The sequence below is a fragment of the Caballeronia sp. 11_S32 genome, assembly GCF_056930355.1.
Window position 1 is genome coordinate 1,049,752 of the sequence record NZ_JBXOWH010000001.1, and the last position, 26,512, is coordinate 1,076,263.

The 26,512-nt window shown below is 64.1% G+C and carries 18 protein-coding genes; 9 read left to right on the forward strand and 9 right to left on the reverse strand.

The features are described from left to right. Positions 1-105: 105 nt before the first annotated feature. Both AC1Z32_RS04845 and AC1Z32_RS04850 read left to right on the forward strand, forming a co-directional pair. Positions 106-2,847, forward strand: a complete 2,742-nt coding sequence (locus AC1Z32_RS04845) for an MGH1-like glycoside hydrolase domain-containing protein (protein ID WP_483477558.1) — start codon at positions 106-108, stop codon at positions 2,845-2,847. Between the two features lie 137 nt (positions 2,848-2,984). Then, on the forward strand, positions 2,985-3,431 hold the full coding sequence (locus AC1Z32_RS04850) for a universal stress protein (RefSeq protein WP_483477559.1): 447 nt from the start codon (positions 2,985-2,987) through the stop codon (positions 3,429-3,431). A 35-nt stretch (positions 3,432-3,466) separates the two neighbouring features. On the opposite strand, the gene AC1Z32_RS04855 is transcribed toward AC1Z32_RS04850, so the two are convergent. The 9 genes from AC1Z32_RS04855 to AC1Z32_RS04895 all read right to left on the reverse strand — a co-directional run bounded on the left by AC1Z32_RS04855 (position 3,467) and on the right by AC1Z32_RS04895 (position 14,753). Further along, positions 3,467-4,687, reverse strand: a complete 1,221-nt coding sequence (locus AC1Z32_RS04855; protein WP_483477560.1) for a hypothetical protein — start codon at positions 4,685-4,687, stop codon at positions 3,467-3,469. 112 nt (positions 4,688-4,799) lie between these two features. Further along, positions 4,800-6,257, reverse strand: a complete 1,458-nt coding sequence (locus tag AC1Z32_RS04860) for an NAD-dependent succinate-semialdehyde dehydrogenase (RefSeq protein ID WP_483477561.1) — start codon at positions 6,255-6,257, stop codon at positions 4,800-4,802. Between the two features lie 211 nt (positions 6,258-6,468). Then, complete coding sequence (locus AC1Z32_RS04865) at positions 6,469-8,130, reverse strand: cation acetate symporter (protein WP_483477562.1); 1,662 nt, start codon at positions 8,128-8,130, stop codon at positions 6,469-6,471. Then, positions 8,127-8,432, reverse strand: coding sequence for a DUF485 domain-containing protein (locus tag AC1Z32_RS04870; RefSeq protein ID WP_062602410.1), 306 nt, complete (start codon positions 8,430-8,432; stop codon positions 8,127-8,129). Before AC1Z32_RS04870 ends, AC1Z32_RS04865 begins: the two co-directional genes overlap by 4 nt. A 251-nt stretch (positions 8,433-8,683) precedes the next feature. Beyond that, the gene (gene eutC, locus AC1Z32_RS04875) at positions 8,684-9,451 is read right to left on the reverse strand and encodes an ethanolamine ammonia-lyase subunit EutC (RefSeq protein ID WP_483477563.1); all 768 of its coding nucleotides are present in this window, start codon (positions 9,449-9,451) and stop codon (positions 8,684-8,686) included. Further along, on the reverse strand, positions 9,451-10,830 hold the full coding sequence (locus AC1Z32_RS04880) for an ethanolamine ammonia-lyase subunit EutB (RefSeq protein WP_483477564.1): 1,380 nt from the start codon (positions 10,828-10,830) through the stop codon (positions 9,451-9,453). Before AC1Z32_RS04880 ends, eutC begins: the two co-directional genes overlap by 1 nt. Beyond that, complete coding sequence (locus AC1Z32_RS04885) at positions 10,827-11,978, reverse strand: branched-chain amino acid ABC transporter substrate-binding protein (RefSeq protein WP_483477565.1); 1,152 nt, start codon at positions 11,976-11,978, stop codon at positions 10,827-10,829. Before AC1Z32_RS04885 ends, AC1Z32_RS04880 begins: the two co-directional genes overlap by 4 nt. A 94-nt stretch (positions 11,979-12,072) precedes the next feature. After that, positions 12,073-13,305 (reverse strand): NAD(P)/FAD-dependent oxidoreductase, encoded by a 1,233-nt coding sequence (locus tag AC1Z32_RS04890; protein ID WP_483477566.1) that lies wholly within the window; start codon positions 13,303-13,305, stop codon positions 12,073-12,075. Continuing rightward, positions 13,305-14,753 carry an amino acid permease gene (locus tag AC1Z32_RS04895; RefSeq protein ID WP_483477567.1) on the reverse strand — a complete coding sequence of 483 codons (1,449 nt, stop codon included), beginning with the start codon at positions 14,751-14,753 and terminating at the stop codon, positions 13,305-13,307. Before AC1Z32_RS04895 ends, AC1Z32_RS04890 begins: the two co-directional genes overlap by 1 nt. Positions 14,754-15,051: 298 nt before the next feature. On the opposite strand from AC1Z32_RS04895, the gene AC1Z32_RS04900 reads away from it, so the two are divergent. The 7 genes from AC1Z32_RS04900 to AC1Z32_RS04930 all read left to right on the forward strand — a co-directional run bounded on the left by AC1Z32_RS04900 (position 15,052) and on the right by AC1Z32_RS04930 (position 26,505). Next, the gene (locus tag AC1Z32_RS04900; RefSeq protein ID WP_483477568.1) at positions 15,052-16,461 is read left to right on the forward strand and encodes an aminotransferase-like domain-containing protein; all 1,410 of its coding nucleotides are present in this window, start codon (positions 15,052-15,054) and stop codon (positions 16,459-16,461) included. Positions 16,462-16,993: 532 nt separating this feature from the next. Further along, entirely contained in the window at positions 16,994-18,262 is a 1,269-nt protein-coding gene (locus tag AC1Z32_RS04905) for an efflux RND transporter periplasmic adaptor subunit (protein WP_483477569.1), read from the forward strand. Between the two features lie 46 nt (positions 18,263-18,308). Continuing rightward, the gene (locus AC1Z32_RS04910; RefSeq protein WP_483477570.1) at positions 18,309-21,542 is read left to right on the forward strand and encodes an efflux RND transporter permease subunit; all 3,234 of its coding nucleotides are present in this window, start codon (positions 18,309-18,311) and stop codon (positions 21,540-21,542) included. A gap of 1 nt (position 21,543) precedes the next feature. Further along, positions 21,544-23,040, forward strand: a complete 1,497-nt coding sequence (locus AC1Z32_RS04915; RefSeq protein ID WP_483477571.1) for an efflux transporter outer membrane subunit — start codon at positions 21,544-21,546, stop codon at positions 23,038-23,040. Continuing rightward, complete coding sequence (locus AC1Z32_RS04920) at positions 23,037-24,323, forward strand: paraquat-inducible protein A (RefSeq protein ID WP_483477572.1); 1,287 nt, start codon at positions 23,037-23,039, stop codon at positions 24,321-24,323. The genes AC1Z32_RS04915 and AC1Z32_RS04920 overlap by 4 nt, the downstream gene beginning before the upstream one ends. Next, on the forward strand, positions 24,320-25,921 hold the full coding sequence (locus AC1Z32_RS04925; protein WP_483477573.1) for a PqiB family protein: 1,602 nt from the start codon (positions 24,320-24,322) through the stop codon (positions 25,919-25,921). The genes AC1Z32_RS04920 and AC1Z32_RS04925 overlap by 4 nt, the downstream gene beginning before the upstream one ends. Then, positions 25,921-26,505, forward strand: coding sequence for a PqiC family protein (locus AC1Z32_RS04930; RefSeq protein WP_483477574.1), 585 nt, complete (start codon positions 25,921-25,923; stop codon positions 26,503-26,505). The genes AC1Z32_RS04925 and AC1Z32_RS04930 overlap by 1 nt, the downstream gene beginning before the upstream one ends. The last annotated feature ends 7 nt before the right edge of the window (positions 26,506-26,512 follow it).

The following is a 26,512-nucleotide window of genomic DNA, read 5'->3' on the forward strand; positions in this document are numbered from 1 at the left end:
ATGAGTTTTGCAGCGCGGCAATCGCCGCGCTTTTTTTTTCACTTCGCTTATCATCGGAACACCGCGCATCGAACGCTATTGGATGGTCATCCGGTCGGAGGTCTCATGCCACCGCTACGCGCAATCCATCTGCTGCAAACGAAGGAAGGCTCCCGCCTGCACGGCCCAGAACTCGACCGCTGGCGCCGCTGGGGGCCGTACCTGAGCGAACGTCAATGGGGCACCGTCCGCGAGGATTACAGCGAATACGGCACCGCATGGGACTACTTTCCGCACGACCATGCGCGTAGCCGCATGTATCGCTGGGGCGAGGACGGCATCGCCGGCTTCGGCAACGATCCGCTCGACTGGTGCGTGTCGCTCGCGCTGTGGAACGGGCGCGATCCGATTCTCAAGGAACGGCTCTTCGGGCTGACGAACGAGCAAGGCAATCACGGCGAGGATGTGAAGGAGCTGTACTTCTATCTCGACGGCACGCCGACGCATTCGTACATGAAGATGCTGTACAAGTATCCTCACGACGCGTATCCGTATCAACAGCTCATCGACGAAAACAGGCGGCGCGGCCCGGCGCTGCCTGAATACGAAGTTCTCGACACAGGCGTGTTCGACAACGATCGTTACTTCGATGTCTGCGTCGAATATGCGAAGAACACGCCGGACGATATCGTGATGCGCGTCACGGTCGAAAATCGTGCGGACGAAGCCGGGACGCTGCATGTGCTGCCGCAGTTGTGGGCCCGCAACCGATGGTCATGGTCGAGCAAATGGGGCAAGCCGTCGCTTGTGCTGGAACAGGACGAGAAGGAAGGCGCGCGGGTCGTCGCGCACAATCCGTCGCATGGCACGATGTTCGTCACGGCTTCAGCGCGCGCGCCTGTCGAATGGATCTTCTGCGAGAACGAAACGAACGTTCGTCGCATCTTCGGAATCGAGGGCGCGGGACCGTTCAAGGACGGCTTCAACGACTACCTCGTCGAAGGCGATGAACAGGCGATCCGGCGAGACCGCGGCACGCGCGTCGCCGCGCATGCGAATCTGCAACTCGCGCCGCATGAGCGCTCGGTGATTTATCTGCGCTGGCGTCCCGCGTCGGTTTCGAATGATCCGCCGCTCGATATGGAACAGCTTTTCGCGCGCCGTGAAGCGGAAGCCGACGAATTCTATGCGACGCTGCAACACGATATAGACGATGCCGACGCGCGCCTCGTGCAACGTCAGGCGCTCGCCGGCATGTTATGGACGAAGCAGTATTACCAGTTCGACGTCACGCGCTGGCACGACGGCGATCCGGGCCAGCCCACGCCGCCGAAAGGACGCAGGCACGGACGCAATGCGGACTGGCGCCATATGTGCAATGGCGACATCGTGTCGATGCCGGACAAGTGGGAGTATCCGTGGTACGCATCGTGGGACCTCGCGTTTCATGCTGTCGCGTTCGCGACGATCGATCCGGACTTCGCGAAAAAGCAGTTGCTGCTGCTCGTTAAAGAGCGCTACATGCACCCGAACGGGCAATTGCCGGCCTATGAATGGGCATTCGGCGATGCGAACCCGCCCGTTCATGCATGGGCGACGTGGCGCGTGTACGAGCTCGATCGCGAGATGACGGGCATAGGCGATCACGCCTTTCTCGAAGTCATGTTCCACAAGCTGCTGCTCAACTTCGCATGGTGGGTCAACCGCAAGGACGCCGACGACCGCAACATCTTTCAGGGCGGTTTTCTGGGGCTCGACAATATCGGCATCTTCGATCGATCGCAGCCGCTGCCGACGGGCGGCCGCATCGACCAGGCCGACGGCACCGCGTGGATGGCCTCGTATGCGCTCGATCTCATGCAGATCGGACTCGAACTCGCGATGACGAACGAGTCGTATGTCGAGATCGGCGTGAAGTTCTTCGAGCACTTTCTGTATATCGCCGAAGCGGTCAGTTGCGGCGAAGGCTGCAACACCGGCTTATGGGACGGCAAGGACGAATTTTTCTACGACGTGCTGCATCTTCCGAACGGCGCGCGCGTGCCCATGCGCATTCGCTCGATCGTCGGGCTGATACCGCTCTTCGCCGTGCACGTGCTCGAAGAGCGCGTGTATGGCGACTTGCCGGGACTGCGCGAACGGCTCGTGTGGTTCCTGGATCATCGGCCGAATCTCGCGAAGCTCGTGTCGCGCTGGACCGAGCCTGGCAAGGGCAATACCACGCTGCTTTCGCTGTTGCGCGGACATCGCATGAAATCGCTCTTGCGGCGCACGCTCGATCAGAGCGAATTCCTATCCGATTATGGCGTGCGGGCGTTGTCCCGCGTGCATTGCCATGCGCCTTATATTTTCGATCGCGACGGCGTGAACGTCTGCGTCAAATACTTGCCCGCGGAATCGGACTCGCGTGTGTTCGGCGGCAATTCGAACTGGCGCGGGCCGATATGGATGCCGGTCAATTACCTCTTGATCGAATCGCTGTACGAGTTTCATCGCTACTACGGCGACGAGTTTCGCGTGGAGCATCCGACGGGTTCCGGCGAGACGCATTCGCTGAGCGAGATCGCCGACGATCTCTCACGGCGCATCACGCGTATCTTCATGAAGGATGCGGACGGCAAGCGTCCGGTGATGGCCGCGTATCCGATGTTGCAGGCCGACCCGCGCTCGCAGGACCTGATCCTCTTTCACGAGTACTTTCATGGCGACAACGGACGCGGTGTCGGCGCTTCGCATCAGACGGGATGGAGCGGGCTCGTCGCGCTGCTGTTGCAGCCGCGTCTGATGAAGCTGTCGCACGTGGGCCCGGAAGCGCCGGTCATGAGCGTGCGCCTGCATGAGGAAGCTGCGGCGGCGATGGGGCGCTAGCGCGTTGCGCTGTCGCGGCGATTGAACGGACCGCTTCATGCGTTGACCGTGTGGCGAATCTTTCATGCGCTCGCCTATACTGGGATTGTCGGTTCGACTCTTTCTTTCATGTCCCCAGAGAGCCGGAGGACGTCATCATGTTCAAGCATCTGCTGGTTCCCACAGACGGTTCGCCGCTATCCGAGGCGGCAATACACATGGCGGCGGCGCTCGCCAAGGAGAATGGCGCGCGCATCACCGGCCTCTACATGGTGCGGCCGTTTCATATGACCGTTTATAGCGCCGAGATGGTGGGCGCGGATCAGGATGAATTCCAGGCCGCGGATCGGGCGCGCGCGCAGCAGTATCTCGAGAGCGTGAAGAAGATCGCCGCCGAGGCAGGCGTGGAGTGCGATACGGAAGCGCCTTCGGGAACGCATCCTTATGAAGCTATTCTCGACACCGCGAAGGTGCGACGCTGCGATCTCATCGTGATGGCGTCGCATGGGCACGGCGGGATTCGCGGGATGTTGCTCGGCAGCGAGACACAGAAGGTGCTGACGCATAGTCATTTGCCGATTCTGGTGGTGAGGCCGCCGGAGTGAGGGGGTGGTCGATTCGCCCGGCTCGATCGCACGCTTCACTCAGCCGACGCCCTCTCATCCGCCACGGCCGATCGCACACGCGGACGCAGAACGTTCACGAAGGTATTCGTCCGCTCCGCTAACCAGGCGAACGCTGCTTTGCGCACTTCAGACTGCTTCAATGGTCCGAACACGCGACGGTCTCTGATGCTTGGCCGACTGTCCCTGTCGATCAAATCCGCGGTTCCGCCCAGCTCTGTTTTGACAACATCCCACTCGTTGGTGATCGTCTGCACCGCCCGCTCACCTGCCGTGTTCTGGCGCGACGAAAGGAACACCCCGACCATGCCACGATGCACATCGCGATAGGCCGTGATCCAGGCACTTCCGCCGGGCGCCGGCAACGTGAAGCTGATATAGCCTTGCCGCGCGGGCTTCGGGATCGGCTGCTCGGGATCGTCGAGTTTGAGTATGCCGAGAAACTCTTTCCAGAAGCTTTGCTGTTCATCCGAAAGCGCAAGCCGATCGCGGTCGACGTCTTCCTCGCCGTCATCGTCCGCTTCCGCCAACCTGTGGCCATCAGGTACGGTGACGACAGTCCGCGTAATCAGCGTGGTGCGCGCGAGCACGCGAGGTACGATCAATCGTCCGCCGTCGGGCATCAGGTAGATGGGCATCTCCACGAGACCCAGCGAGAAATGCAGTCCGGCGTGCGCCTGAAGATACTCCGCGAGCGCCTCGACACCCTCGCGTATGCCATCGCCGACGATCAGAAGAAGAAAACGCCCACGGCGTAGATTACTGGTAAGCGCATCGTTGAACGCGATTTCTTCGACACCCGGATCGACAGCACGCACCATGTCGAGAAGAGGATTTCCGTCACACTTCAGACACTGCTTGACTGCCCGTTGCAAATCCGACGATGACCAGCGACTGAGCTCTTTCGCGTAATCGAGAATCTGTCCAACCACTTCACGCCGCGCCTCCGGATTGCGCCATAGTTTGCACTCGACCAGCACGGGCAATCCCGAAGGCGTGACCATGAAGACATCGATCGGCCCGGCGGATGTGTATAGCTCGCGGCAGACAGGCACGGGCCCGGAGAAGATTGCGTCGATCTCCGCGATGGGAAGGCAGGCGGGATGTGCATGCACATACGCCTGAATATCGGCTTCACTGACGTCCGCCGCGCCGCTTCGGCGGCGGTCGGGTTGCAAGCGGATGGCGGTATTCGAGCCAGGGGAAATCAGAAGAGGAGACGCAGTTTGCCTTGACATTCGTTTCGTTTTCTTGGGCGCGCTACTGTCTGCTTCAAAGGGCTAATGCGCGGTGCGGCGACTATAAATGTTCGCAAATCAACTCTCCTCACAAGCCGGCCAACCGCGCGCCCTACCCCTCCAGATTCCCAAAACAAACATACTTCGCCTCGAGATACTCCTCCACCCCCGACGACGCCCCTTCGCGCCCCATCCCCGATTCCTTGATCCCGCCGAACGGCGCGACCTCGTTGAACACGAGACTATCGTTCACGCCGACGACGCCGCATTCCAGCGCCTCCATCACCCTGAACGCGCGGCTGATATCCGCCGTATAAAAGTAAGCCGCGAGCCCGGTGCGCGTGTCGTTGGCGAGCGTGATGACGTCGTCCTCGTCCCTGAACTGCAGCACGCTCGCGATCGGTCCGAGGATCTCGTCGCCGCACACGCCCATCGACGGCTCGACATCCGTCAGAATCGTCGGCCTGAAAAAGTTCGATCCCGGCTCCACGCGCGTGCCGCCCGCCGCGATCGTCGCGCCGAGCCTCACGGCTTCGTCGACGAGACTTTCGATCCGCGTCACCGCGGCCTCGCTGATAAGCGGGCCGATCTGCGCGCCCTCGTCCAAGCCGTCGCTCACCTTGAGCAACGCCACCTTCGACACGAGCTTCGCCACGAAGGTCTCGTACACGTCCTCATGCACGAAGAAGCGGTTCGCGCACATCGCCGCTTGCCCCGTGTGACGGAAGCGCGCATCGAGCGCGCCTTTCACGGCGAGGTCGATGTCCGCGTCATCGAACACGATGAACGGACAGTTCCCGCCCAGCTCGAGCGACATCTTCTTGACGGTGGGCGCGCACAAGGCCATCAGCCGCTTGCCTTCGTCGATGGAGCCCGTGAACGATACCTTCCTCACATCCGGATTCGCGAGCAAGGTGCTTCTGACCGGCTCGCCCTCGCCCGTCAGCACCGAAAGCACGCCGCGCGGCAATCCGGCGTTCTCGCCGAGCACGCACAGCGCGAGCGCGGAGAAAGGCGTCTGCGGATCGGGATGGTGAATGACCGTGCAGCCCGCGGCGAGCGCCGCGCCGACGCGCCGGGCGACCATCGACGAGGGAAAGGTCCATGACGTGATCGCGCCGCACACGCCGACCGGCTGATGCAGCACGCGGATACGCTGATTGCGACGCGGCGCGGGAATGTTGTCGCCATAGATGCGGCGCGCTTCCTCCGCGAACCAGTCGAGGTAATTCGCGGCCTGCGTGATCTCGGAGCGCGCTTCGTGAAGCGGCTTGCCTTGCTCGCTGCAAAGAATGATGGCGAGATCATCGCGATGATGTTCGACGAGGCGCGCCCACTCTCTCAGCACCGACGCGCGCTCGCGGCTGCTCCAGCTGCGCCAGTCCTGCAAGGCCGCGTTCGCGCATTCGATGGCTTGCGCCACCTGCTCCGCCGTGACCTGCGGCACGGTGCCGATGATCGCGCCCGTCGAGGGATTGGTGACAGGCACGCGCGGCAGCGAAGTGTTGTCGACCCACGCGCCGCCGATATACGCCGATTGCTCGAAAAGACTTGGGCACTGCAATTCCATGGCTCGCTCCATGCGTTCTGCGCTTCGTGCATTCCGGTTGCACCGAGCTTAACGCATTTTCTGGGCCATTCGATAACGCAGGGCTTCGCTGTCGTATCAGTGCTGCCGCATGTCGCGCCGGCGATGAATCGAGTAAAGAAAAACGACCGGTCGGTCGACCGGTCGCCGAGGGCGGCGGCGCATCATCGATGCGCGCGCCACCGCGCCTTCCTCAATGGCTCGCGCCCTCCACCGCGCCGATGCCCGTCTCGGAGCGTACCGTCTGCGCTTCGAAGCCAGCCTGATCGATGCGCGCACGCGCCGACTTGTCGGTTACCGAGAAGAGCCAGATGCCGAGGAAGCCGATCGCCATCGAGAACAATGCCGGCGATGCATACGGGAACGGCGCATTCGCGTAGTGGAACACATCGACCCATACCGCCTTCGAGAGCACCGTCATCACGACCGCCGAAAGCAGGCCGAGGAAACCGCCGACCGCCGCGCCGCGCGTCGTGCAGCCGCGCCACAGCACCGACATGAAGAGCACCGGGAAGTTGGCCGACGCGGCGACAGCGAACGCGAGCGACACCATGAACGCGATGTTCTGCTTCTCGAACACGATGCCGAGCACGACCGCGACGATGCCGAGCACGATCGTCGTGATGCGCGAAACCTTCAGCTCGTTCTTGCTCGACGCCTTGCCCTTCTTGAACACGGTCGCATAGAGATCGTGCGACACCGCCGATGCGCCCGCGAGCGTCAGACCCGCGACCACCGCGAGAATGGTTGCGAACGCAACTGCCGAGATGAAGCCGAGGAACACGTTGCCGCCGACCGCGCTCGCCAGATGCACCGCCGCCATGTTCGTGCCGCCGAGGAGCTTGCCGCCCGCATCCTTGAACACCGGGTTGGTGCTCACCAGCACGATCGCGCCGAAGCCGATGATGAACGTGAGAATGTAGAAGTAGCCGATCCACGTCGTCGCCCAGAACACCGACTTGCGCGCTTCCTTCGCATTCGGAACGGTGAAGAAGCGCATGAGGATGTGCGGCAGGCCCGCCGTGCCGAACATCAGCGCGATGCCGAAGGAAATCGCCGAGATCGGGTCCTTGATGAAGTTGCCCGGACCCATGATCGACTCTTTCTTCTCGTGCACCTCGACGGCCTTCGCGAAGAGCGCCTCGGGGCTGAAGTGGAATTGCCACAGCACCATGAACGCCATGAACGAAGCGCCCGCGAGCAGCAGACAGGCCTTGATGATCTGCACCCATGTGGTCGCGGTCATGCCGCCGAAGAGCACGTACACCATCATCAGCGCGCCGACGATCACTACCGCGATCCAGTATTCGAGCCCGAACAGCAGCTTGATGAGCTGACCCGCGCCCACCATCTGCGCGATCAGATAGAACGCCACCACGACGAGCGTGCCCGACGCGGCGAATGCGCGAATGGGCGTCTGCTTGAAGCGGTACGCGGCGACATCGGCGAAGGTGAAGCGGCCGAGGTTGCGCAGGCGCTCCGCCATCAGGAACGTGATGATCGGCCAGCCGACGAGAAAGCCGATCGAATAGATGAGGCCGTCATAGCCGTTGCTATAGACGGCCGCCGAAATGCCGAGAAACGAAGCCGCCGACATGAAGTCGCCCGCGATCGCGAGACCGTTCTGGAAGCCCGTGATGCCGCCGCCCGCCGTATAGAACTCCGCGGCCGAGCGCGTCTTCTTCGCGGCCCATTTGGTGATGAAGAGCGTCGCGATCACGAACGCGATGAACATGCAGATGGCGGTCCAGTTCGTCGCCTGCTTGACGGCCTGGCCGAGATCGCCGCCGGCGGCGAAGGAACTGGCGGATGCGGCGAAAAGCGCGCCGGCCGCGAGGAAACGTTGTGGCTTCATGCGGCCTCCCGCTTGATCTTGTCGGTGAGTTCGTCGTACGTGCTGTTTGCGTGACGCACATAGAGGCCCGTGATGACCACGGTGAAGACGATCACGAAAAGGCCTATTGGCATGCCCCAGGTCATCACGCCCGCGCCCATCTTCGCGGCGAGCAGATCCTTGTTGAAGGCGATCAGCAGCACGTAGCCGTAATACACGATCAATACGAGCGCCGTCAGCGTCCAGCCGAGCTTCGAGCGCTTTCGCACGAGTTCGTGATATGCGGCGCTCGACTTGATTTTTTCCACGATCTTGAGGTCCATCTCCGTCTCCTGCATGAAGGTCTTCTCTCTGCCTGCAAATGCGCCCGCGTTCGGCGCAACGCACGAACGATCAGCGAACCATAGAATTAAGGAAATCCCCGAGCGGGGACATCATGCGATGCTTTCGCGCATGCTGTTTCAGGCAAGTTGTGCTTTCGATGCGCTGGAGACTAAGGTAAGAGCGTCCGCTTACCCGTTTCTTACGTGAGGCGTTTTCTTTGGGCGGGGTTTACGCGAAGCAATGGGCGTCGCTATTCGTTCGATAGCCGATCGATCGTTCGCTGAGGCAAGCTGAGCGGGCTGTCGTCCTTCAAGCCGACACCCGTCAGCTTGCGTGCGCGCGCTTCGTTCAGCAGCCAGGCTAGCTTGAACGCGGCCGTGTCGTAGTTCAATCCTTCGGGCCGCACGTTCGAAATGCAATTGCGCGCGGCATCGCTGCGGCCCGCAGCAGGATCGTAGGTCACATACACGCCGAGACTCGCGGGCGAAGTGAGCCCCGGCCTTTCGCCGATCAACACCGCGACGATGCGCGCCCTCAATATGGACCCGATGCAATCGCCGAGCGCGACGCGCGCCTGGGTCGCGATGACGACGGGACCGATGCGCCATCCATCGAGCCGCGCGATCGTACTTTCTATGAGCGGTATCGCATGCATCGATGCCGCGTTCGACGAAAGCCCGTCCGCGATCACGAACACGAGGTCCGCGTCTTTCGCCTGCGACTCCAGGCTCGCCGTGCTTTCGTCGCTCAACATGCGGCCGAGATCGGGACGGCGCAGATAGACATCGCGCGTGGGCGCCGCGCTACGAACCTCCGCCGCTTCATATCCCTTCGATATCAACTGGCCCCGCAACGCATCGACATCGAGCGGCCGATGCACCGCATCGCGCGCTTGCGCATGCGCGAGACCGAAGGCGAGCAACGGCGCGGTCGGCACGCTGCTGCCCGCCCGTCCCAACGCGATGCGCGCATCGGTGAAGCGGCGCAGCGCTTCCCACGGATTCACGCTGACGCTCATCACGCCCTCATCCAGTCGACCAGCGCGGGCCATTCCGCGCGCGCCTGAAGCATCCCTCGTCCATTCGTGATCTGGATCGCGCGCAGCCACGCTTCGAACTCCGGCGCTCGTTTCAGGCCAAGCACCTCTCGCACGTAAAGCGCATCATGAAACGACGTGCTCTGATAGTTGAGCATGACGTCGTCGGCGCCGGGCACGCCCATGATGAAGTTCACGTTCGCCGCGCCGAGCAGCGTAAGCAGATTGTCCATGTCGTCCTGGTCAGCTTCGGCGTGGTTCGTGTAGCAGACGTCGCATCCCATCGGCACGCCGAGCAGCTTCGCGCAGAAGTGATCTTCGAGTCCCGCGCGAATGATCTGCTTGCCGTCGTAGAGATACTCCGGACCGATGAAGCCCACCACGGTATTCACGAGAAAGGGCTTGAACTTGCGCGCGACCGCATAAGCGCGCGCTTCGCATGTCTGCTGGTCGACACCATGATGCGCATTCGCGGACAAAGCGCTGCCCTGCCCCGTCTCGAAGTACATGAGGTTATCGCCGATGGTCCCGCGCTTGAGCGACAAGCCCGCTTCATACGCCTCCTGCAGCAACGCGAGCGATATGCCGAACGACGCATTCGCCTTCTGCGTGCCCGCAATCGACTGAAACACGAGATCGACGGGCGCGTCCTTCCCGATCGCCGCGAGCGTGTTGGTCACATGCGTCAGCACGCAGGTTTGCGTCGGCACGTCGTAGCGTTCGCGGAATGCGTCCATCATCGCGAGCAGTTTGCCGATGGCCTGCGGCGAATCGGATGCGGGATTGATGCCGATCATCGCATCGCCGCAGCCGTACATGAGGCCATCGATCATGGATGCCGCAATGCCCTGTACATCATCGGTCGGATGATTCGGCTGCAGCCGCACCGACATATGGCCCGGCAAACCCACGGTATTCCTGAAGCGCGTGACGACCGGGCGCTTTTTCGCGGCGAGGATGAGATCCTGATTGCGCATCAGCTTCGATACGGCCGCGACCATCTCGGGCGTCAATCCCTGCGATACCGCGACGAGCGCGGCGGTATCGGTCGAATCGGCGAGCAGCCATTCGCGGAACTCGCCGACCGTGAGATGCGACACGGCAGCGAATGCATCCATCGAATGCTCGTCGATGATGAGCCGCGTGACTTCGTCGTCCTCGTAGGGGATCAATGCTTCGTCGAGGAAGGCGCGAAGCGGCACCGCAGCCAGCGCCATCTTCGCGACGGCGCGCTCTTCCTCGGTCGCGGCGGCGATGCCCGCAAGCTCGTCGCCCGAGCGTCGCGGGCTCGCCTTCGCGAGCAGCGTTTTCAGATCGCCGAAGCAATATGTTCGAGCGCCGGCGGTTTCCCTGAAGCTCATACGCCGTTCCCGCCGACCGTTCTCAAGCTCTTCCATTGCCCCTGCTCGACCTGAAAGAGCGTATAAGGCGGCTTGATCAGATCGCCATAGGGATCGAAGGAAATCGTGCCGGTCACGCCGTTCACATTGACCTTCGCGAGCGCTTCGACGATCCTCGCGCGATCGAGCGAATTCGCATCGTGGATGGCCTTGATCATCGCGAGCGCGGCATCGTAGGCGAAAGGCGCGTACAACTCGACATCCTGATTGAAGCGCGCCTTGTAGCGCTTGCCGAACTCCTGCGCGGAAGGCAGCTTGTCGAGCGCGGGACCGGGCTCGAGATCCTGCGTGCCGTTGCCCGACGCACCCGCGATCTGCAGAAATGCATTGCTCTTCAGCGCGCCCGCGCCGAAGAGTTGCGTCGTCATGCCGAGCGAGCGCATCTGCTTGACGAGCATCGCGCCCTGTTCATCGAGCCCGCCGAAGAAGATCAGATCGACGTTCTGGCTTTTCATCGTCGTGAGAATCGCGCGGAAGTCCACGGCCTTGTCGTTCGTGTACTCACGCGCGACCACCTTGCCGTTCGCTTCTTTCACGCCTTTCTCGAAGGCATCGGCGAGACCCTGCCCGAACGCGGTGCGATCGTCGATGATGCCGATGCGCTTCGGCTTCATCTGCTCCACGACGAAGCGCCCCGCGACCACGCCGCCCACGCCATCGTGGCCCATCGTGCGGAACACGTTCTTGAACCCCTGTTTCGTGAGTTGCGGGTTGGTCGAGCCGGGCGTGATCATCGCGACATTCGCCTGGTGATACACGGTCGATGCCGGAATGCTGCATCCCGAGTTGTAATGCCCGATCACGCCGACGATGCCGCTATCCACCGCTTTCTGCGCGACCTGAATCGCAACGCGCGGATCGGCCTGGTCGTCATACACTTCGAGCTCGAACTTGACGGGCTTGCCGCCAATGGTCGGATGCTTCGCGTTCTCTTCATCGACGGCGAGTTGCGCGCCGAACTGCAAATCCTTGCCGACACGCGCGACCGGCCCGGTCAACGGCCCCACGAATGCGATCTTCACGACTTCGGGATCGGCGGCCCACGACATCGGCACATACGCCGCAAGCACGCAGGCGGCGACACTCGAAAGCAAAAAGCGGCGGTTCATTTTGTCAGCTCCATTCGGATAAACGTCGCGCCACGGTCGGACGGCCTGCTCGCGGCGCGACACCGCGCAGCCGGCCTCAAAGGTTGCGTCCCGCTCAGTGAAAGCGCGACGCGCGATAACTCGCGAGATCGAGCGGCGGTGCGCGCCGCGCGACCAGATCGGCGACGATGCGTCCGCTCACGCCCGCGAGCGTCAAGCCCAGATGCTGATGCCCGAATGCATAGATCACGCGCTCGCTCGCCTTCGATGCGCCGATCACGGGCACGCCATCGGGCAGCGTCGGACGAAAGCCGAGCCATTCGCGATCGGGCGTGCCGAGCAGAGGCAACGCGCGCTTCGACGACACCGTGACGAGATCCAGCAACGCGCGGTTGCGATGTTCCGTGAAGCCCGCGAGCTCGACCGTGCCCGCGACGCGGATGCCGTCGCTCATGGGCGTCATGTAGAAGCCGCGTTCGGCCCAGCCGCATGGCCGCGAGATCAGGTTCGATGCGCACGCATAGCGCACGTGATAGCCGCGCTCCGTGTCGAGCGGGACGTCGTCGCCGCATTGGCGCGCGAACTCGCGTGAACGTGCGCCCGTTGCGATGACGACGTGATCGAAGCGGCGCGCATCGCCGTTCGAACGCAATGAAACGCCTTGCGCGCCCGGTTCGACCGCGTCCACTTTCGTGCGTTCGAGCTTCGCGCCGCGCGCCGCGAGCCGCTCGTGCAGAGCCAGAAGAAAGCCAGCCGGATCGGTGAAATGCCAGCTATCGCGAAACAGCACGCCGCGCGCGAAGATCGGCGCGAGTTGCGGTTCCAGTTCGCGGATCGCGCCGCTTTCGAGCACGTCGAAGCCGACGCCGAGCCGCTCGCGCAATGCGAGCGAATCGCGCGAGGCATCGAACGAGGCCGCGCTCGAATAGAGATACAGGCACTCGCGCGGCTTGACGAAACGCGCGAGGCCGTCTTCCGCCAGCAAGGGCGCATAGCCTTCCTGCGCACGCGAAAGCAGCGCCGATAAAGCCTTCGCGCTCGCTTCGTAATTCGCGCGCCGCGAGCTCATCAGAAAGCGCGCGAGCCACGGCGCGAGTTGCGGCAGATAGCGCCAGCGCAATCTGAACGGGCTGTCGTTCGATAACAGAAAGCGCGGGATATCGCGGAATACGGACGGATTGTTCACCGGCACGCATCCGTAAGGCGCGAACGTGCCCGCGTTGCCGAACGACGCGCCCTGCGCCACGCCCGACGGATCGAAGAGCGTGACGTCGTGCCCGTCGCGCACAAGCCAGGCCGCGCTCGCCATGCCGATGAACCCCGCGCCGATGATCGCCACATTCGCCATCAGTCACGCCCCTTCCATGCCAGATTGCTTTCGTTCGACAGAAAGCCCGTCGCGCAATCGCGCGCTTCATCTCGATGATGACGCTTCGCCGTGAAGACATACGCCGCCGACGCCACCGCGAGGCTCGCGAGACTCGCCATCAGTTGCGGACGAAGATCGCTATCCGCGCCCATCGCCGCGAGCACGCCGACTATCGCAACGACGACCGCATACGACAGCCACGGAAAGAGCCACATCTTCAGCGTGAGACGCTCGGGCGCTTCCTGCTGAATGCGCCGGCGAATGCGGATCTGCGCGAGCGCCGTCGCGAGATAGACGAACAGCATCACAGCGCCCGATGCGTTCACGAGGAACAGGAACACGCCCTGCGGCGACACGATCGCCGCGATGATCGCCACATAACCCACGACGCTCGACAGCACCACGGCAAGACGCGGCACCTTGTGCGGCGTGAGCCTGAGCAGCGACTTGGGCGCATCGCCGCGTTCGGCGAGACGGAACAGGATGCGCGACGACACATACAGGCCCGAATTCAGCGCGGACAGCACGGCGACGAGCACGATCGCGTTCATGATGTCGGCGGCGTAGGGAATGCGCATCGTCTCCAGGGCGGCGACGAACGGCGAATGCCCGGTCACGATGCTGCCCCACGGCACGATGCACGCAATCAGGAACAGCGAGCCGACATAGAACGTGATGACGCGCAGGATCACCGAGCGCGTCATCGCGGCGACGCTCTTCGCGGGATCGTCGGATTCCGCCGCGGCGATGGTCGCGATCTCCGCGCCGCCGACCGCGAAGATCACCGTCGGCACGGCGGCGAACACGGACATCGTGCCGAACGGCAGGAAGCCGCGATTGCCGACGAGATGCGTCACCGCGCTGCCCGTGTGCCCGAAGCCAAGCAGATAGCCCGCGCCGATCGCGATGAACACGATGATCGCCGCGACCTTGATCGACGCGAACCAGAACTCGAACTCGCCATACGACTTGACCGAGAGCAGGTTGATCGCGGTCATCACGGACAGCAGCACGAGCCCGATGGCCCAGACGGGCGCGGGTATCCAGCGCTGCAGGATCGCCGCACCGGCGACCGCCTCCACCGCGACGACGATCACCCAGAAATACCAGTAGAGCCAGCCGCTCGTGAAACCGGCCCAGTTGCCGAGGCCGATGCGCGCGTATTCGGTGAACGAGCCGACGCCGGGCACCGCAAGCGCCATTTCGCCGAGCATGCGCATGACCATGAGCACGACGATGCCCGCGACGAGATAGGACACGCACGCCGCCGGGCCGACGGTGGCGAGCGTCGCGCTGCTGCCGACGAATAGTCCCGCGCCGATGATGCCGCCGAGCGCGATCATCGTGACGTGACGCTGGCGCAGCGCCGAGCCGAGTTTCGCGTGACTGCCGGATGCGGTCGATCGAGTGGATTGAGGCAAGGACATCAAGAATCTCCTGCGGACAAAGATCGGATGAAGCGGACGTGCGCCCGACGCAAAAATCGGACACACACCATACAAACTCTGAATCTAGAATCACACAATACTTTTTTGTATGCAATTAAAAGCGCGATTGTGTGGCGCCGGGATTTTCCCTAGGTGTCGACTGGATCGGTACTTGCAGAGTGACATCAGGCCGCAGCCAGGCCTACGACGGCATTGTGCGAGGCCAACTCTGGGTTAGAATCGGCACACTTCCGCACAAATTGCGGACAAAGCACGGTTTGTATGGAGACAGAGATTCATGGCCTCTGACAAGGATCAGACGCTGGCCACAAACGGCGAAGCCGACGGCGCGACGAAGCGCTCGACGTACATCGAGGTGTCCAGCTCCATCGAAAAGGAAATTCGCAGCGGCGTGTATCCGCCGGGCAGCCGCCTGCCGCCGCAGCGGCAACTGGCGAGCGAACTGGGCATCAACGTGTCCACGGTGTCGCGCGCGTATAAGGAACTGCAGTTGCGCGGCCTCGTCATCGGCAGCAAGCGGCGCGGCTCGCTCGTGACCGGCGGCGCGATGCCGAGCGTCGAGACGCCGCCCGCGAGCACGGCAAGCTCGGTCATCGACCTGACGGTCAACCGGCCCGCGACCGGCGAATTCCTCGCGTGCCTCGCGCGCACGATGGCCGAGCTGCCGCGCGACCCGCGCTTTGCGCAGGTGCAGGAATATCAGCCGCCGCAGGGGCCGTCATGGGCGCGGGCGGCGGGCGCGCGCTGGATGAGCGCGCCGGGCTTCACGCCGACCGCCGATCAGGTCGTCGTGACGAGCGGCGCGCAGCATGGGCTGTATGCGGTGCTCAACAGCCTGATCGGCACGGATGGCGTGATCCTCGCGGACCAGCTCACCTATTACGGGCTGAAGGCGCTCGCGCCGGTGTTCCAGTTCGAAATCGTCGGCATTCCGAGCGACCGCGACGGCCTGCTGATCGACGAAGTGGAGCGCGTGTGCCGGCGCGTGCCGGTGAAGGCCATTTTCACGGTGCCGAACCTGCAGAATCCCACTGTCATCACGATGAGCCTCGAGCGGCGCATGGCGCTCGTCGATGTCGCGCGCCGGCATGGCGTGGCGATCATCGAGGACGACGTCTACGGCCCGCTCGTCGCGCAACGCTTGCCGACGCTCGCGAGCCTGTGTCCCGAACTGACGTTCCATATTTCGGCGACGTCGAAGATTCTCGCGCCCGGCTTGCGTCTCGGCTATCTGCTGAGCCCGAAGGACAACGCCGCGCTGTGTGCGGAGGCCGTGCGCACGACGGCGTGGATGCCCGCGCCCCTGTCCATGCTGATCGCCACCGTATGGATGGAAGACGGCACCGCGCAGCACATCATGAACGCGCAACTCGCCGAGATTCGCGCGCGGCATGATCTCGCGCGCGAGCTGCTGCCGCAGGAATTGTTGCAGTCCGATCCGGCCTGCATGTTCGTGTGGCTGAAGCTGCCGCTGCCCTGGCGCGCCGACGACTTCGCCGCGAATGCGAAGGCGCGCGGCGTGGTGGTGATGCCGTCGTCGGCGTTCGCCGTGGACAGGTCGGAAATCGAGCACGGCGTGCGCATCAATCTCGCTTGCGCGGAGAGTCGCGATCAGCTCGTCAACGGATTGCGGACGCTGGCGAGCACGTTGCGGGACCGGCCGAGGGCGTTGTTCGGTCATCTGTGAAACACATGACACCGGCATGACGGCATCGATCCGAAAGCTGCGACGTTTCCCCTCAGTGTTTCATAAATCGGCATGACGAATCGGGCGGACTGGTAAGCGATCCATAGCTTCCGCCGCCGACAACGCTCCGCAAGGCCGGTCGCGGCAATTCAGTAATTGCTGCGCATGCCGTTCCTGGCGTCGAGTCAAAATGGCATTAAAGGCTATGGCGTTTTCAGCCGAGTTCAGCTATTACTAGACTCGTCACGCACGTCACGTTAAGCGACGGCGAAGCATGAGCAGCTCTCTCGCTAAAAATCGACCGTCAAAACCGGAGGCAGCTACGACACACCACAAGCATCAGGCTCGCGCTCGTTGACGTCGCCAAAGAGTCCTGTCCCGCGCGATTTCATCGCATGGCGAACACGCTCCTGGAAGACCCGCGTTTTCCAGACGCGCATTCGCTGAAACGCACACCGCGAGCATGTCGCGGCGAGGCGCCTTAAGGCGCGCTCGCTCATCAACGATCGGCCATCCCAAGAGGGAGGCGCCTATGGCGTTCGTGTCGGAACTGGTACTGGACTGCTGCTCGTTCGTTCAACCGTCGCGCCCCATGCGCGCACTGCGTCTTTTCGCAGTCGCCGCAGCCGCGTCGCTCGCGCTCGCCGCGTGCAAGAAGCAGGCTCCCGAAGCGCAGAAGCCCCCCGTCGATGTCACCGTCGTGACGGTGGCCGCGCAATCGACTTCCGTCGACTTCGAATTCACCGCGCAGACGCAAAGTTCGCGCGAAGTGGAAATACGGGCGCGCGTCGACGGCTTTCTGGAAAAGCGCATGTACACCGAAGGCTCGCTCGTCAGCGAAGGCCAGGTGATGTTCCTCATGGACAAGCGCCCGTTCGAGGCCGCGCTGCAAACCGCCAAGGGCTCGCTCGCGCAGCAGCAGGCGCGGCTCCTCGTGACGCAGCAGAATCTAGCGCGCGTGAAACCGCTCGCCGCGATGAACGCGTTGAGCAAGAAGGATCTCGACGACGCCGTCGGCAACGAGAAGAGCGCCGAGGCCGCCGTGATCGCCGCGAAAGGCGAAGTGCAGACCGCCGAACTGAACCTCAGTTACACGACGATCCGCTCGCCGCTCAAAGGGCTCTCGAGCTTCGCGCGCGTGCAGGAAGGCAGCTACGTGACGCCGACGCAATCGGGCCTGCTCACCCTCGTCTATCAGCTCGACCCGATGTGGGTGAACTTCAGCATCTCGGAGAACGAGTTGCTGACCTACCGCGAGCAGATCCATAAAGGCCAGTTGCGCTTTCCGCCCGACGACAAGTTCGACGTGACCGTGATTCTGGCCGACGGCTCGGTCTATCCGCAGACGGGCCGCATCGACTTCACCAATCCGGCGTTCAACACGGAGACGGGCACGTTCCTCGTGCGCGCGGTGTTTTCCAACCCGAAGGGCACGCTGCGGCCCGGCCAGTTCGTGAAGGCGCGCGTGGCGGGCGCGGTGCGGCCCAACGCGATACTGCTGCCGCAGCGCGCGGTCTTGCAGGGCGCGAAAAGCCATTTCGTCTGGGTGCTGGACAACGAGTCGAAGCCGCGCCAGCGTGTCGTCGAAGTCGGCGAATGGCACGGCGACAACTGGTTCATCACGGATGGCCTGAAAGCGGGCGAACGCGTCGTCGTCGATGGCGCGATCCGGGTCGGCGCGGATTCGCATATCCGCATCGTCGCCGCCCCCGCCCCCGCCGCGGGCGCGGCGCCGGCGTCGGGCGCGCAGGAGGCGTCGCTCGACAAGACCAAGACCGACAGCGGCGGGACCGGCAAGTGAAGTGATCTGATCAGACGACTATCGGAAGCACGCGCGGAAGAGGCCAATGAACATTTCACATTTCTGCATTGACCGTCCGATTTTCGCGTCGGTCATATCGATTGTCATCACGCTGGGCGGCGCGCTGACCATGCTCGCGCTGCCCACTGCGCAATATCCCGACATCACGCCGCCGCAGATCACGATCTCCGCGACCTATCCGGGCGCGAGCGCCGACGTCGTCGCGAACAACGTGGCCGCGCCGATCGAGCAGCAGGTCAACGGCGCGGACAACATGATCTACATGAGCTCGTCGAGTTCGTCGACGGGCAATCTGACGATCAACGCGTACTTCCAGATCGGCACGAATCCGGAGCTCGCGCAGGTCGACGTGCAGAACCGCGTGAACCTCGCGCTGCCGCAACTGCCGCAGTCGGTGACGGCGCAGGGCGTGCAGGTGCAGAAGAAGTCGCAGGCGTTCATGATGGTGCTCGCCATCTATTCGCCCGACGAGCGCTATGACGCGACCTACATCGCGAACTACGCGAACGTGTATGTCCTCGACGCGCTGAAGCGCATTCCCGGCGCGAACCAGTCGAGCATCTTCGGCACGCCCGATTACGCGATGCGCATCTGGCTCAAGCCCGACCGCATGGCGCAGCTCGGCATCACCGCCGGCGACGTGCAGCGCGCGGTCGCGAACCAGAACCAGCAGTTCGCGGTCGGCCGTCTCGGCCAGTCGCCGACAGGCTCGCCCGTCGAGCAGTCCTTCGCGGTGACGACCACGGGACGCCTCACGGAGCCAGCGGAGTTCGAGAACATCATCATCCGCGCGCAATCGGGCGGCGCCGCGATCGTGCGTCTGAAGGACGTGGGCCGCGCCGAGCTCGGGCAGAAGGACTATTCGATCCGCAGCCGCTTCCAGGGCAAATCCGCGACGGTGATCGCCGTGTATCAGCAGCCGGGGGCGAACGCGCTCGACGTGTCGAAGGCGGTGCGCGCGACGCTCGCCGAGATGAAGAAAACGTTCCCGGAGGGCATCGACTACGAAATCGCGATGGACACGACCGAGTTCACGCGCGCGTCCATCTCCGATGTGATTCACACGTTCTTCGAGGCGGTCGTGCTGGTCGTGATCGTCGTGTTCGTGTTCCTGCAAAGCCTGCGCGCCACGCTGATTCCGGTTATCGCGGTGCCGGTGTCGATCGTCGGCACGTTCATGGGCATGGAAGCGCTCGGCTTCTCCATCAACATGCTGACACTGTTCGGCATGGTGCTCGCCATCGGGATTGTCGTGGACGATGCGATCGTCGTGATCGAGAACGTCGAGCGCAACATGACAGTGTTCAAGCTCGATCCGAAGACCGCCGCGAAAAAGGCCATGGACGAAGTAGCCGGGCCGGTGGTGGCCATCGTGCTCGTGCTGTGCGCGGTGTTCGTGCCGGTGGCGTTCCTCGGCGGCATCACCGGGCAGATGTACAAGCAGTTCGCCATCACGATAGCGATATCGGTGGTGTTATCGGGCATCGTCGCGCTGACCTTGTCGCCTGCCCTCGCGGCCTTGCTGCTGAAGCCCGGACACCACGAGAAGAAAGGCTTCTTCCGCTGGTTCGATAACCAGTTCGCGCGCATGACGCGCGGCTACACGAGCATGGTGCGGCTCATCATCAAGCGCTTCGTGATCGCGCTGCTGCTATTCGTCGGCATGATCGCGCTCGCCGTCGTGATGATGAAGGACATCCCCACCGCGTTCCTGCCGCCGGAGGATCAGGGCTATCTGCTCGGCGCGGTGATCATGCCCGATGCCGCCTCGCTCGACCGCACCGGCCAGGTGTCCGATCGCGTCACCGAGTATTTCATGAAGCAGCCGGCGGTCGGCAGCATCACGACCGTCGATGGCTTCAGCCTGCTCGACAGCCAGAACAAGAACAACTCGTCGACCTTCTTCGTCGGCTTCAAGAGTTTCGACGAGCGCTACAAATCGGCGAATATCCGCACGCAGAACGCGCGCGCCGTGCTCATCGACGCCTACAAGCATTTGTCGCAGATCAAGGAGGGCATCGTCGTGCCGCTGAATCCGCCGTCGATTCCAGGCCTCGGCACGACGGGCGGCACCGAGATATGGATCCAGAGCAAGGGCGACTCGACCATTTCGCAGTTCGCGGCGGTCGTCGACGATTTCGTCGCGAAGGCGAAGGCGCGGCCCGAGCTGACGGGCGTGACCAACACCTTCAACGCGTCGTCGCAACAACTGCTCGCCAGTGTCGACCGCGACAAGGCCGAAACGCTCGGCGTGCCCGTCGAGGACGTCTATAGCGCGATGCAGACGATGTTCGGCTCGCTCTATGTGTCGCAGTTCAACCGGTCGAGCCGGCTGTGGCAGGTGATTCTTCAGGCGGAACCGCAGTATCGGCTGAAGCCGGACGATCTCACGCAGATCTTCGTGAAGAGCAAGACCGGCGAGATGGTGCCGCTCAAGTCCGTGGTCACCACACGCTACGTCACCGGGCCCGATCTCATCACGCGCTTCAACAACTTCCCGGCGGTGAAGATCACGGCGAACGCGGCGCCCGGCTATGCGTCGGGGCAAGTGATCCAGGCGCTCGAGGAAGTCGCGGCGGGCCTGCCGTCCGATTACGGCATCGGGTGGAGCGGCGAGGCGTACGAGGCGAAACAGGCGGGCGGCACCTCGGGGCTCGTCTTCGTGTTCGGCCTGATCATGGTCTTCCTGATCCTCGCCGCGCAGTACGAGAAGTGGAGCCTGCCGTTCGGCGTGCTGATGGCGGTGCCGTTCGCGATCTTCGGCGCGCTGCTCGCGATCCTGTTGCGCGGCCTCAACAACGACGTCTACTTCCAGATCGGCCTCACCATGCTGGTCGCGCTCGCGGCGAAGAACGCGATTCTCATCTTCGAGTTCGCCGTGCTGAACCGCGAATCGGGCAAGTCCGTCTACGACGCGGCGATGGTCGCCGCCGAAGAGCGCCTGCGCCCGATCGTGATGACCTCGCTCGCGTTCATTCTCGGCTGCGTACCGCTCGCGATCGCGACGGGCGCATCGGCCAACAGCCGTCATTCCATCGGCACGGGCGTGATCGGCGGGATGCTCGGCGCCACCGCCATCGCCGTGTTCTTCATCCCGATGTTCTTCTGGGGACTCGAAACGCTGTCTGGGCGCTCGAAGAAGAAGAGTGGCGAAAAGAGCGCCGAAGCGCCCGCCACCGCCGCCGACACCAAGCAGGCCCAGAACGCATCGGGAAGCGGCCCGAATGCCTCGCCGTCCGCTCCGGACAAGGGAGACTGACATGCGGCGCGCCCGGCTCATTCCCTCTTTCGCGAGCGTTGCCGCCGCGCTCTCGCTGAGCGGCTGCCTGCTCGGCCCGGACTACTCGCGGCAACCGGTCGAGACGCCCGCGACCTATCGCTTCGCCGCGGCCGAAGTCTCGGACACCGCGAACACCGAATGGTGGAGGCAGTTCCAGGACCCGGTGCTCGACGATCTGATCTCGACCGCGCTCGCGAACAACAAGGACGTGAAGATCGCGGCGGCGCGCGTCGAACAGTTCATGGGCCAGTTCGTCACGACGCGTTCCGCGCTGTTCCCACAGGTCGGGGCGGGCGCCATGGCGTCGCGGCAGCGCGCGTCGGCGGCGGGGCCGCAGCCGCTGAACGGCTTCGGGCCGGTCTACAACAGCTTCGAACTGTCCATCTCGGCGGCGTGGGAGATCGATCTCTTCGGGCGCAACCGGCGGCTGACCGAGGCCGCGCGCGCGAACCTGCTGTCGAGCGAGGAAGGACGGCGCGCGACGATCCTGTCGCTGGTGGCGTCGGTGGCGTCGTCGTATCTGAATCTGCGCAGCCTCGACAAGCAGCTCGAAATCGCGAAGGCGACGACCGAGAGCCGCGCCGAATCCGTGCATGTGTTCACGCTGCGCTTCGAAGGCGGCGAAGTCTCGCAGATGGAGCTCGCGCAAAGCCAGTCCGAATACGAAGCGTCTCTTTCGACGATCCCGCAGCTCGAAACGCAGATCGCGCAGCAGGAAGATGCGCTCTCGGTCCTGCTCGGCGCGAACCCCGGACCGATCGTGCGCGGCCGGACGCTCGGCGAGCTGGCGACGCCCGTGATTCCGGCGGGCCTGCCGTCGGATCTGCTGGAGCGCCGGCCGGATCTGCTTCAGGCGGAGCAGGATCTGATCGCGGCCAATGCGCTGATCGGTGCGGCGCGCGCGCTGTACTTCCCGCAGATTTCGCTGACGGGTCTGCTCGGCACCGCGAGCGGCCAGTTCTCGTCGCTCTTCACGGGGCCGGCGCGCGTGTGGTCGTTCGCGGGCCAGGTCACGCAGCCTATCTTCACGGCGGGCAACATCTCCGGCCAGGTGCAATCGGCGGAGGCGCAGCAGCAGGCGGCGCTGCTCACGTACCAAAAGGCGATACAGGTCGCGTTCCAGGAAGTCGACGATGCGCTGATCTCGTCGCAGAAACTGCATGAGCAATTCGAAGTGCAAGGCCGTCAGGTGACGGCGCTCTCCACCTATTCGCGTCTCGCGCGGGCGCGCTATGAAGGCGGCTACACGAGCTACATCGAAGTGCTCGACGCCGAGCGCAGCCTCTTCAACGCGCAACTCTCGCAGACGCAGACGCAGGCCGCCGCGCTCGCATCGTTCGTCACGCTGTACAAGGTGATGGGCGGCGGCTGGGTCGTCACGGCGGACAAGATGACGACGCAGCAGACCGCCGCGCCCGCCGACGCAACCCAATCGGGCCAACCCGCAGGCCAACCCGCATCGCAGACAGTGCAATGAACACGGTGACATCCGACGATCGCAACAAGCGCGCGCTGATTGCCTGCCACGAGTGCGATCTCATGCAGCGCGAAAGCGACGTGCCGCCCGGCGGCACGCTGCGCTGCTGCCGATGCCGCGCGGTGCTGTACCGCCGCCGCGGGCGCGGCTTCGACCGCGCGCTCGCCTACGCGCTCGCGGCCTGCGTGCTGTGGGTGATCTCGAACGCGTTTCCGATCGTCGGCCTTGCGGTCAACGGCGATCTCGTCGAGACGACGCTCATCGGCGCGGTGCGCGTGCTCTACCGCGACGGCATGTGGCCGCTCGCCGGCCTCATCTTCATCACGACGGTCCTGATGCCCGCGCTCCAGGCGCTCGGCATGGTGTGGCTGATCCTGCCGCTCCATCTGAACCGCAGGCCGTGGCACGCCGACGTCGTGTTCCGCCTCCTGCGCATCGCACGCGACTGGGGCATGACCGAAGTGCTGATGCTCGGCCTGCTCGTCGCGGTCGTGAAGCTCGCGCATATCGCGTCGGTGGTGACGGCGCCGGCGCTGTGGTCGCTCGCCGCGCTGATGCTGCTGCTCGTCGCGGCGGCATCGGAATTCGACGAGCGCGCGTTGTGGATGCGCCTCGAAGGCGCGCCGCCCGGCATGCCCGCCGACACGCCGCTCTCCGGGCGCACGGCGGCGGAGAGCGGCATCTGCGTCTGTCACGATTGCGGCCTGTCCACGCGCGGCATCCAACGTCATGAACATTTGTGCTGCCCGCGCTGCGGCGCGCGCCTGCATCTGCGCAAGCCCGCCAGCCTGTCGCGCACGTGGGCGTACCTGATCGCGGCGGCGATCCTCTACATCCCCGCGAACCTGCTGCCCGTGATGAACACGAGCTCGCTCTTCGGCGCGCAGAAGGACACGATCATGAGCGGCGTCGCGTATCTGTGGCATTCGGGATCGTGGCCGCTCGCGATCATCGTGTTCATCGCGAGCATTGCCGTGCCGATGCTCAAGATTCTCGCCATCGGCTATCTCGCCACGACTGCGAATCTGCGCATGTCGATGCGCAACGTGCAGCGCGCGCGCATCTACCGCATCGTCGAGCTGGTGGGACGCTGGTCGATGCTCGATATCTACGTGATCGCCGTGCTCGTCGCGCTCGTGCAGTTCAGCGCGATGGCGACGATCGAGGCCGGGCCCGCCGCGATCGCGTTCGGCGCCGTCGTCGTGTTGACGATGTTCGCCGCGATGTCGTTCGATCCGCGCCTGATCTGGGATTCAGCGCCACCACGGGACGAACGACAATGAACACACCCGGCGATATCCCCGAGGCGGAAGTCGCGCCGAAGAAGCGCTGGCGCATTCCATGGGTCTGGGTCGTGCCTGCGATCGCGGTGGCGGTCGGCATCTGGCTCGCGGTGCAGGCCGTGCTCGCGCAGGGCCCGACCGTCACCATCAGCTTCAAGACCGGCGAAGGGCTCGAGGCGGGCAAGACGAAGATCAAGTTCAAGGACGTGGACATCGGCCTCGTGAAGTCGGTGGCGCTGTCGAAGGACTACAAGCACGTCATCGCCACCGCCGAACTGACGCGCGATGCGTCCAAGATGCTCGTCGACGACACGCGCTTCTGGGTCGTGCGCCCCCGCGTGGCGGGCGGCTCGGTGTCGGGCATCAGCACCTTGCTGTCGGGCGCGTATATCGGCATGGATATCGGCCGCACGAAGCAGGACCGGCGCGATTATGTCGGGCTCGAAACGCCGCCGGTCTTCGCGAGCGACGTGCCCGGCCGCAAGTTCGTGCTGAAGGCGCCGGACCTCGGTTCCGTCGATGTCGGCACGCCGGTCTATTTCCGCCGCCTGCAGGTGGGCCAGGTCACGTCGTTCGAACTCGACAAGGATGGCAGCGGCGTCACCCTGAATGTGTTCATCAACGCGCCCTACGACCGTTACGTGAACGCCGATTCGCGTTTCTGGCAGGCGGGCGGCATCGACGTGACGCTCGGCACCGACGGGCTCAAGGTCAACACGCAATCGCTGGTGTCGATCCTGATCGGCGGGCTCGCGTTCGAGACGCCGGCCGTGTCGCTGAACTGGGCCGAGGCGCAGCCCGACACCGTTTTCAGGCTCTACCCGACGCGCGGGGAAGCGTTGCGCGTGCAGGAGCGCATCGTCGAGACTTACGCGTTCAACTTCCAGGGCTCGGTGCGCGGGCTCGCGATCGGCGCGCCGGTCGAGTTCCGCGGCATACAGATCGGCGAAGTGTCGGCCATCTATACGCGCTTCGATCCGGTGACGAAGCAGATCAGCATTCCGGTCGAAGTGAAGCTCTATCCGGAGCGCTTCACGTCGCGCTTCGCGAAGGAGCCGAAGGGCGGACGCGTGGCGAGCGATCCGAAGGCGCTCGCGGATCTGCTGGTCTCGCGCGGCTTGCGCGGGCAGTTGCGCACGGGCAGCCTGCTGACGGGCCAGCTGTATGTGTCGCTCGATTTCTTCCCGACCGCGCCGAAGGCGAGCGTCGACTGGAACCGCACGCCGCCCGAACTGCCGACCACGCCGAGCGGCCTCGATTCGCTGCAGGATTCGATCAACCGCATCATGACGCGCATCGACAAGCTGCCGATCGAGGAACTCACCGCGAGCGCGCGGCAGACCCTCAACAGCACGACCGCGCTGATGCAGGGCATCAACTCGCAGGTCGTGCCGCAAGCCGCGACGACGCTCGCCGCCGCGCGCGCCGCGCTCGATGCCGCGCATTCGACGCTCATGCCGGATTCGGGCCTGCAGCAGGACACGACCGAGGCGATCCGCGAGCTGACGCGCACCGCCGTTTCGTTCCGCAGTCTCGCGGATTATCTGCAGCAGCATCCCGAAGCGTTGCTGCGCGGCAAGCCGGAGGACAAGAAGTGATGCGGCCTTTACTCCTGTCTCTCCTGCTCGCTGCCCTCGTCGCCGGCTGCCGTTCGCCGAGCACGAGCTTCTATCGCCTGAGCGCCGATCCCTCGCTCACGGCCACGACCCCGCGCGCGGTCTCGCGGCCCGTGATCGTCGGACCGGTGACGGTGCCCGATCTCGTCGATCGTCCGCAGATCGTCACGCGCAACACGAACAACGAGGTCGCGCTCAACGAATACGCGCGCTGGGGCGAGCCGATCAAGAGCAGCATCGCGGACGCTATCGCCGGCGATCTCGCGCTCCTGCTCGGCTCCGACAAGGTGACGGTCGCCTCGCGCGCGATATTCGACCCGGAGGCGCTGCGCGTGCGCGTCGATATCCAGCAGTTCGAATCCGTGCCCGGCGATGCCGTCGTGATCGACGCGCACTGGGCCGTGCGCCGCTTCGGCGACGAAAACGCCGCGGCGAGCGGCCGCTCGCTCGTGCGCGAGCCGGTCAGCGGGCAGGACTGGGATGCGCTCGCGGCGGCGCACAGCCGCGCGCTCGCGAGCGTGAGCCGCGACATCGCGACCGCGATCGCCCGCAACGCGTCGCCTTGAAACGCGC

Coding starts and splice junctions, on each gene's coding strand:
- AC1Z32_RS04930 (WP_483477574.1), top strand. CDS start 25,921: ATGCGGCCTTTACTCCTGTCTCTCCTGCTCGCTGCCCTCGTCGCCGGC.
- eutC (WP_483477563.1), bottom strand. CDS start 9,451: ATGAGCGTCAGCGTGAATCCGTGGGAAGCGCTGCGCCGCTTCACCGAT.
- AC1Z32_RS04915 (WP_483477571.1), top strand. CDS start 21,544: ATGCGGCGCGCCCGGCTCATTCCCTCTTTCGCGAGCGTTGCCGCCGCG.
- AC1Z32_RS04895 (WP_483477567.1), bottom strand. CDS start 14,753: ATGTCCTTGCCTCAATCCACTCGATCGACCGCATCCGGCAGTCACGCG.
- AC1Z32_RS04850 (WP_483477559.1), top strand. CDS start 2,985: ATGTTCAAGCATCTGCTGGTTCCCACAGACGGTTCGCCGCTATCCGAG.
- AC1Z32_RS04870 (WP_062602410.1), bottom strand. CDS start 8,432: ATGGACCTCAAGATCGTGGAAAAAATCAAGTCGAGCGCCGCATATCAC.
- AC1Z32_RS04910 (WP_483477570.1), top strand. CDS start 18,309: ATGAACATTTCACATTTCTGCATTGACCGTCCGATTTTCGCGTCGGTC.
- AC1Z32_RS04900 (WP_483477568.1), top strand. CDS start 15,052: ATGGCCTCTGACAAGGATCAGACGCTGGCCACAAACGGCGAAGCCGAC.
- AC1Z32_RS04885 (WP_483477565.1), bottom strand. CDS start 11,978: ATGAACCGCCGCTTTTTGCTTTCGAGTGTCGCCGCCTGCGTGCTTGCG.
- AC1Z32_RS04905 (WP_483477569.1), top strand. CDS start 16,994: ATGGCGTTCGTGTCGGAACTGGTACTGGACTGCTGCTCGTTCGTTCAA.
- AC1Z32_RS04845 (WP_483477558.1), top strand. CDS start 106: ATGCCACCGCTACGCGCAATCCATCTGCTGCAAACGAAGGAAGGCTCC.
- AC1Z32_RS04920 (WP_483477572.1), top strand. CDS start 23,037: ATGAACACGGTGACATCCGACGATCGCAACAAGCGCGCGCTGATTGCC.
- AC1Z32_RS04880 (WP_483477564.1), bottom strand. CDS start 10,830: ATGAGCTTCAGGGAAACCGCCGGCGCTCGAACATATTGCTTCGGCGAT.
- AC1Z32_RS04890 (WP_483477566.1), bottom strand. CDS start 13,305: ATGGCGAATGTGGCGATCATCGGCGCGGGGTTCATCGGCATGGCGAGC.
- AC1Z32_RS04860 (WP_483477561.1), bottom strand. CDS start 6,257: ATGGAATTGCAGTGCCCAAGTCTTTTCGAGCAATCGGCGTATATCGGC.
- AC1Z32_RS04865 (WP_483477562.1), bottom strand. CDS start 8,130: ATGAAGCCACAACGTTTCCTCGCGGCCGGCGCGCTTTTCGCCGCATCC.
- AC1Z32_RS04925 (WP_483477573.1), top strand. CDS start 24,320: ATGAACACACCCGGCGATATCCCCGAGGCGGAAGTCGCGCCGAAGAAG.
- AC1Z32_RS04855 (WP_483477560.1), bottom strand. CDS start 4,687: ATGTCAAGGCAAACTGCGTCTCCTCTTCTGATTTCCCCTGGCTCGAAT.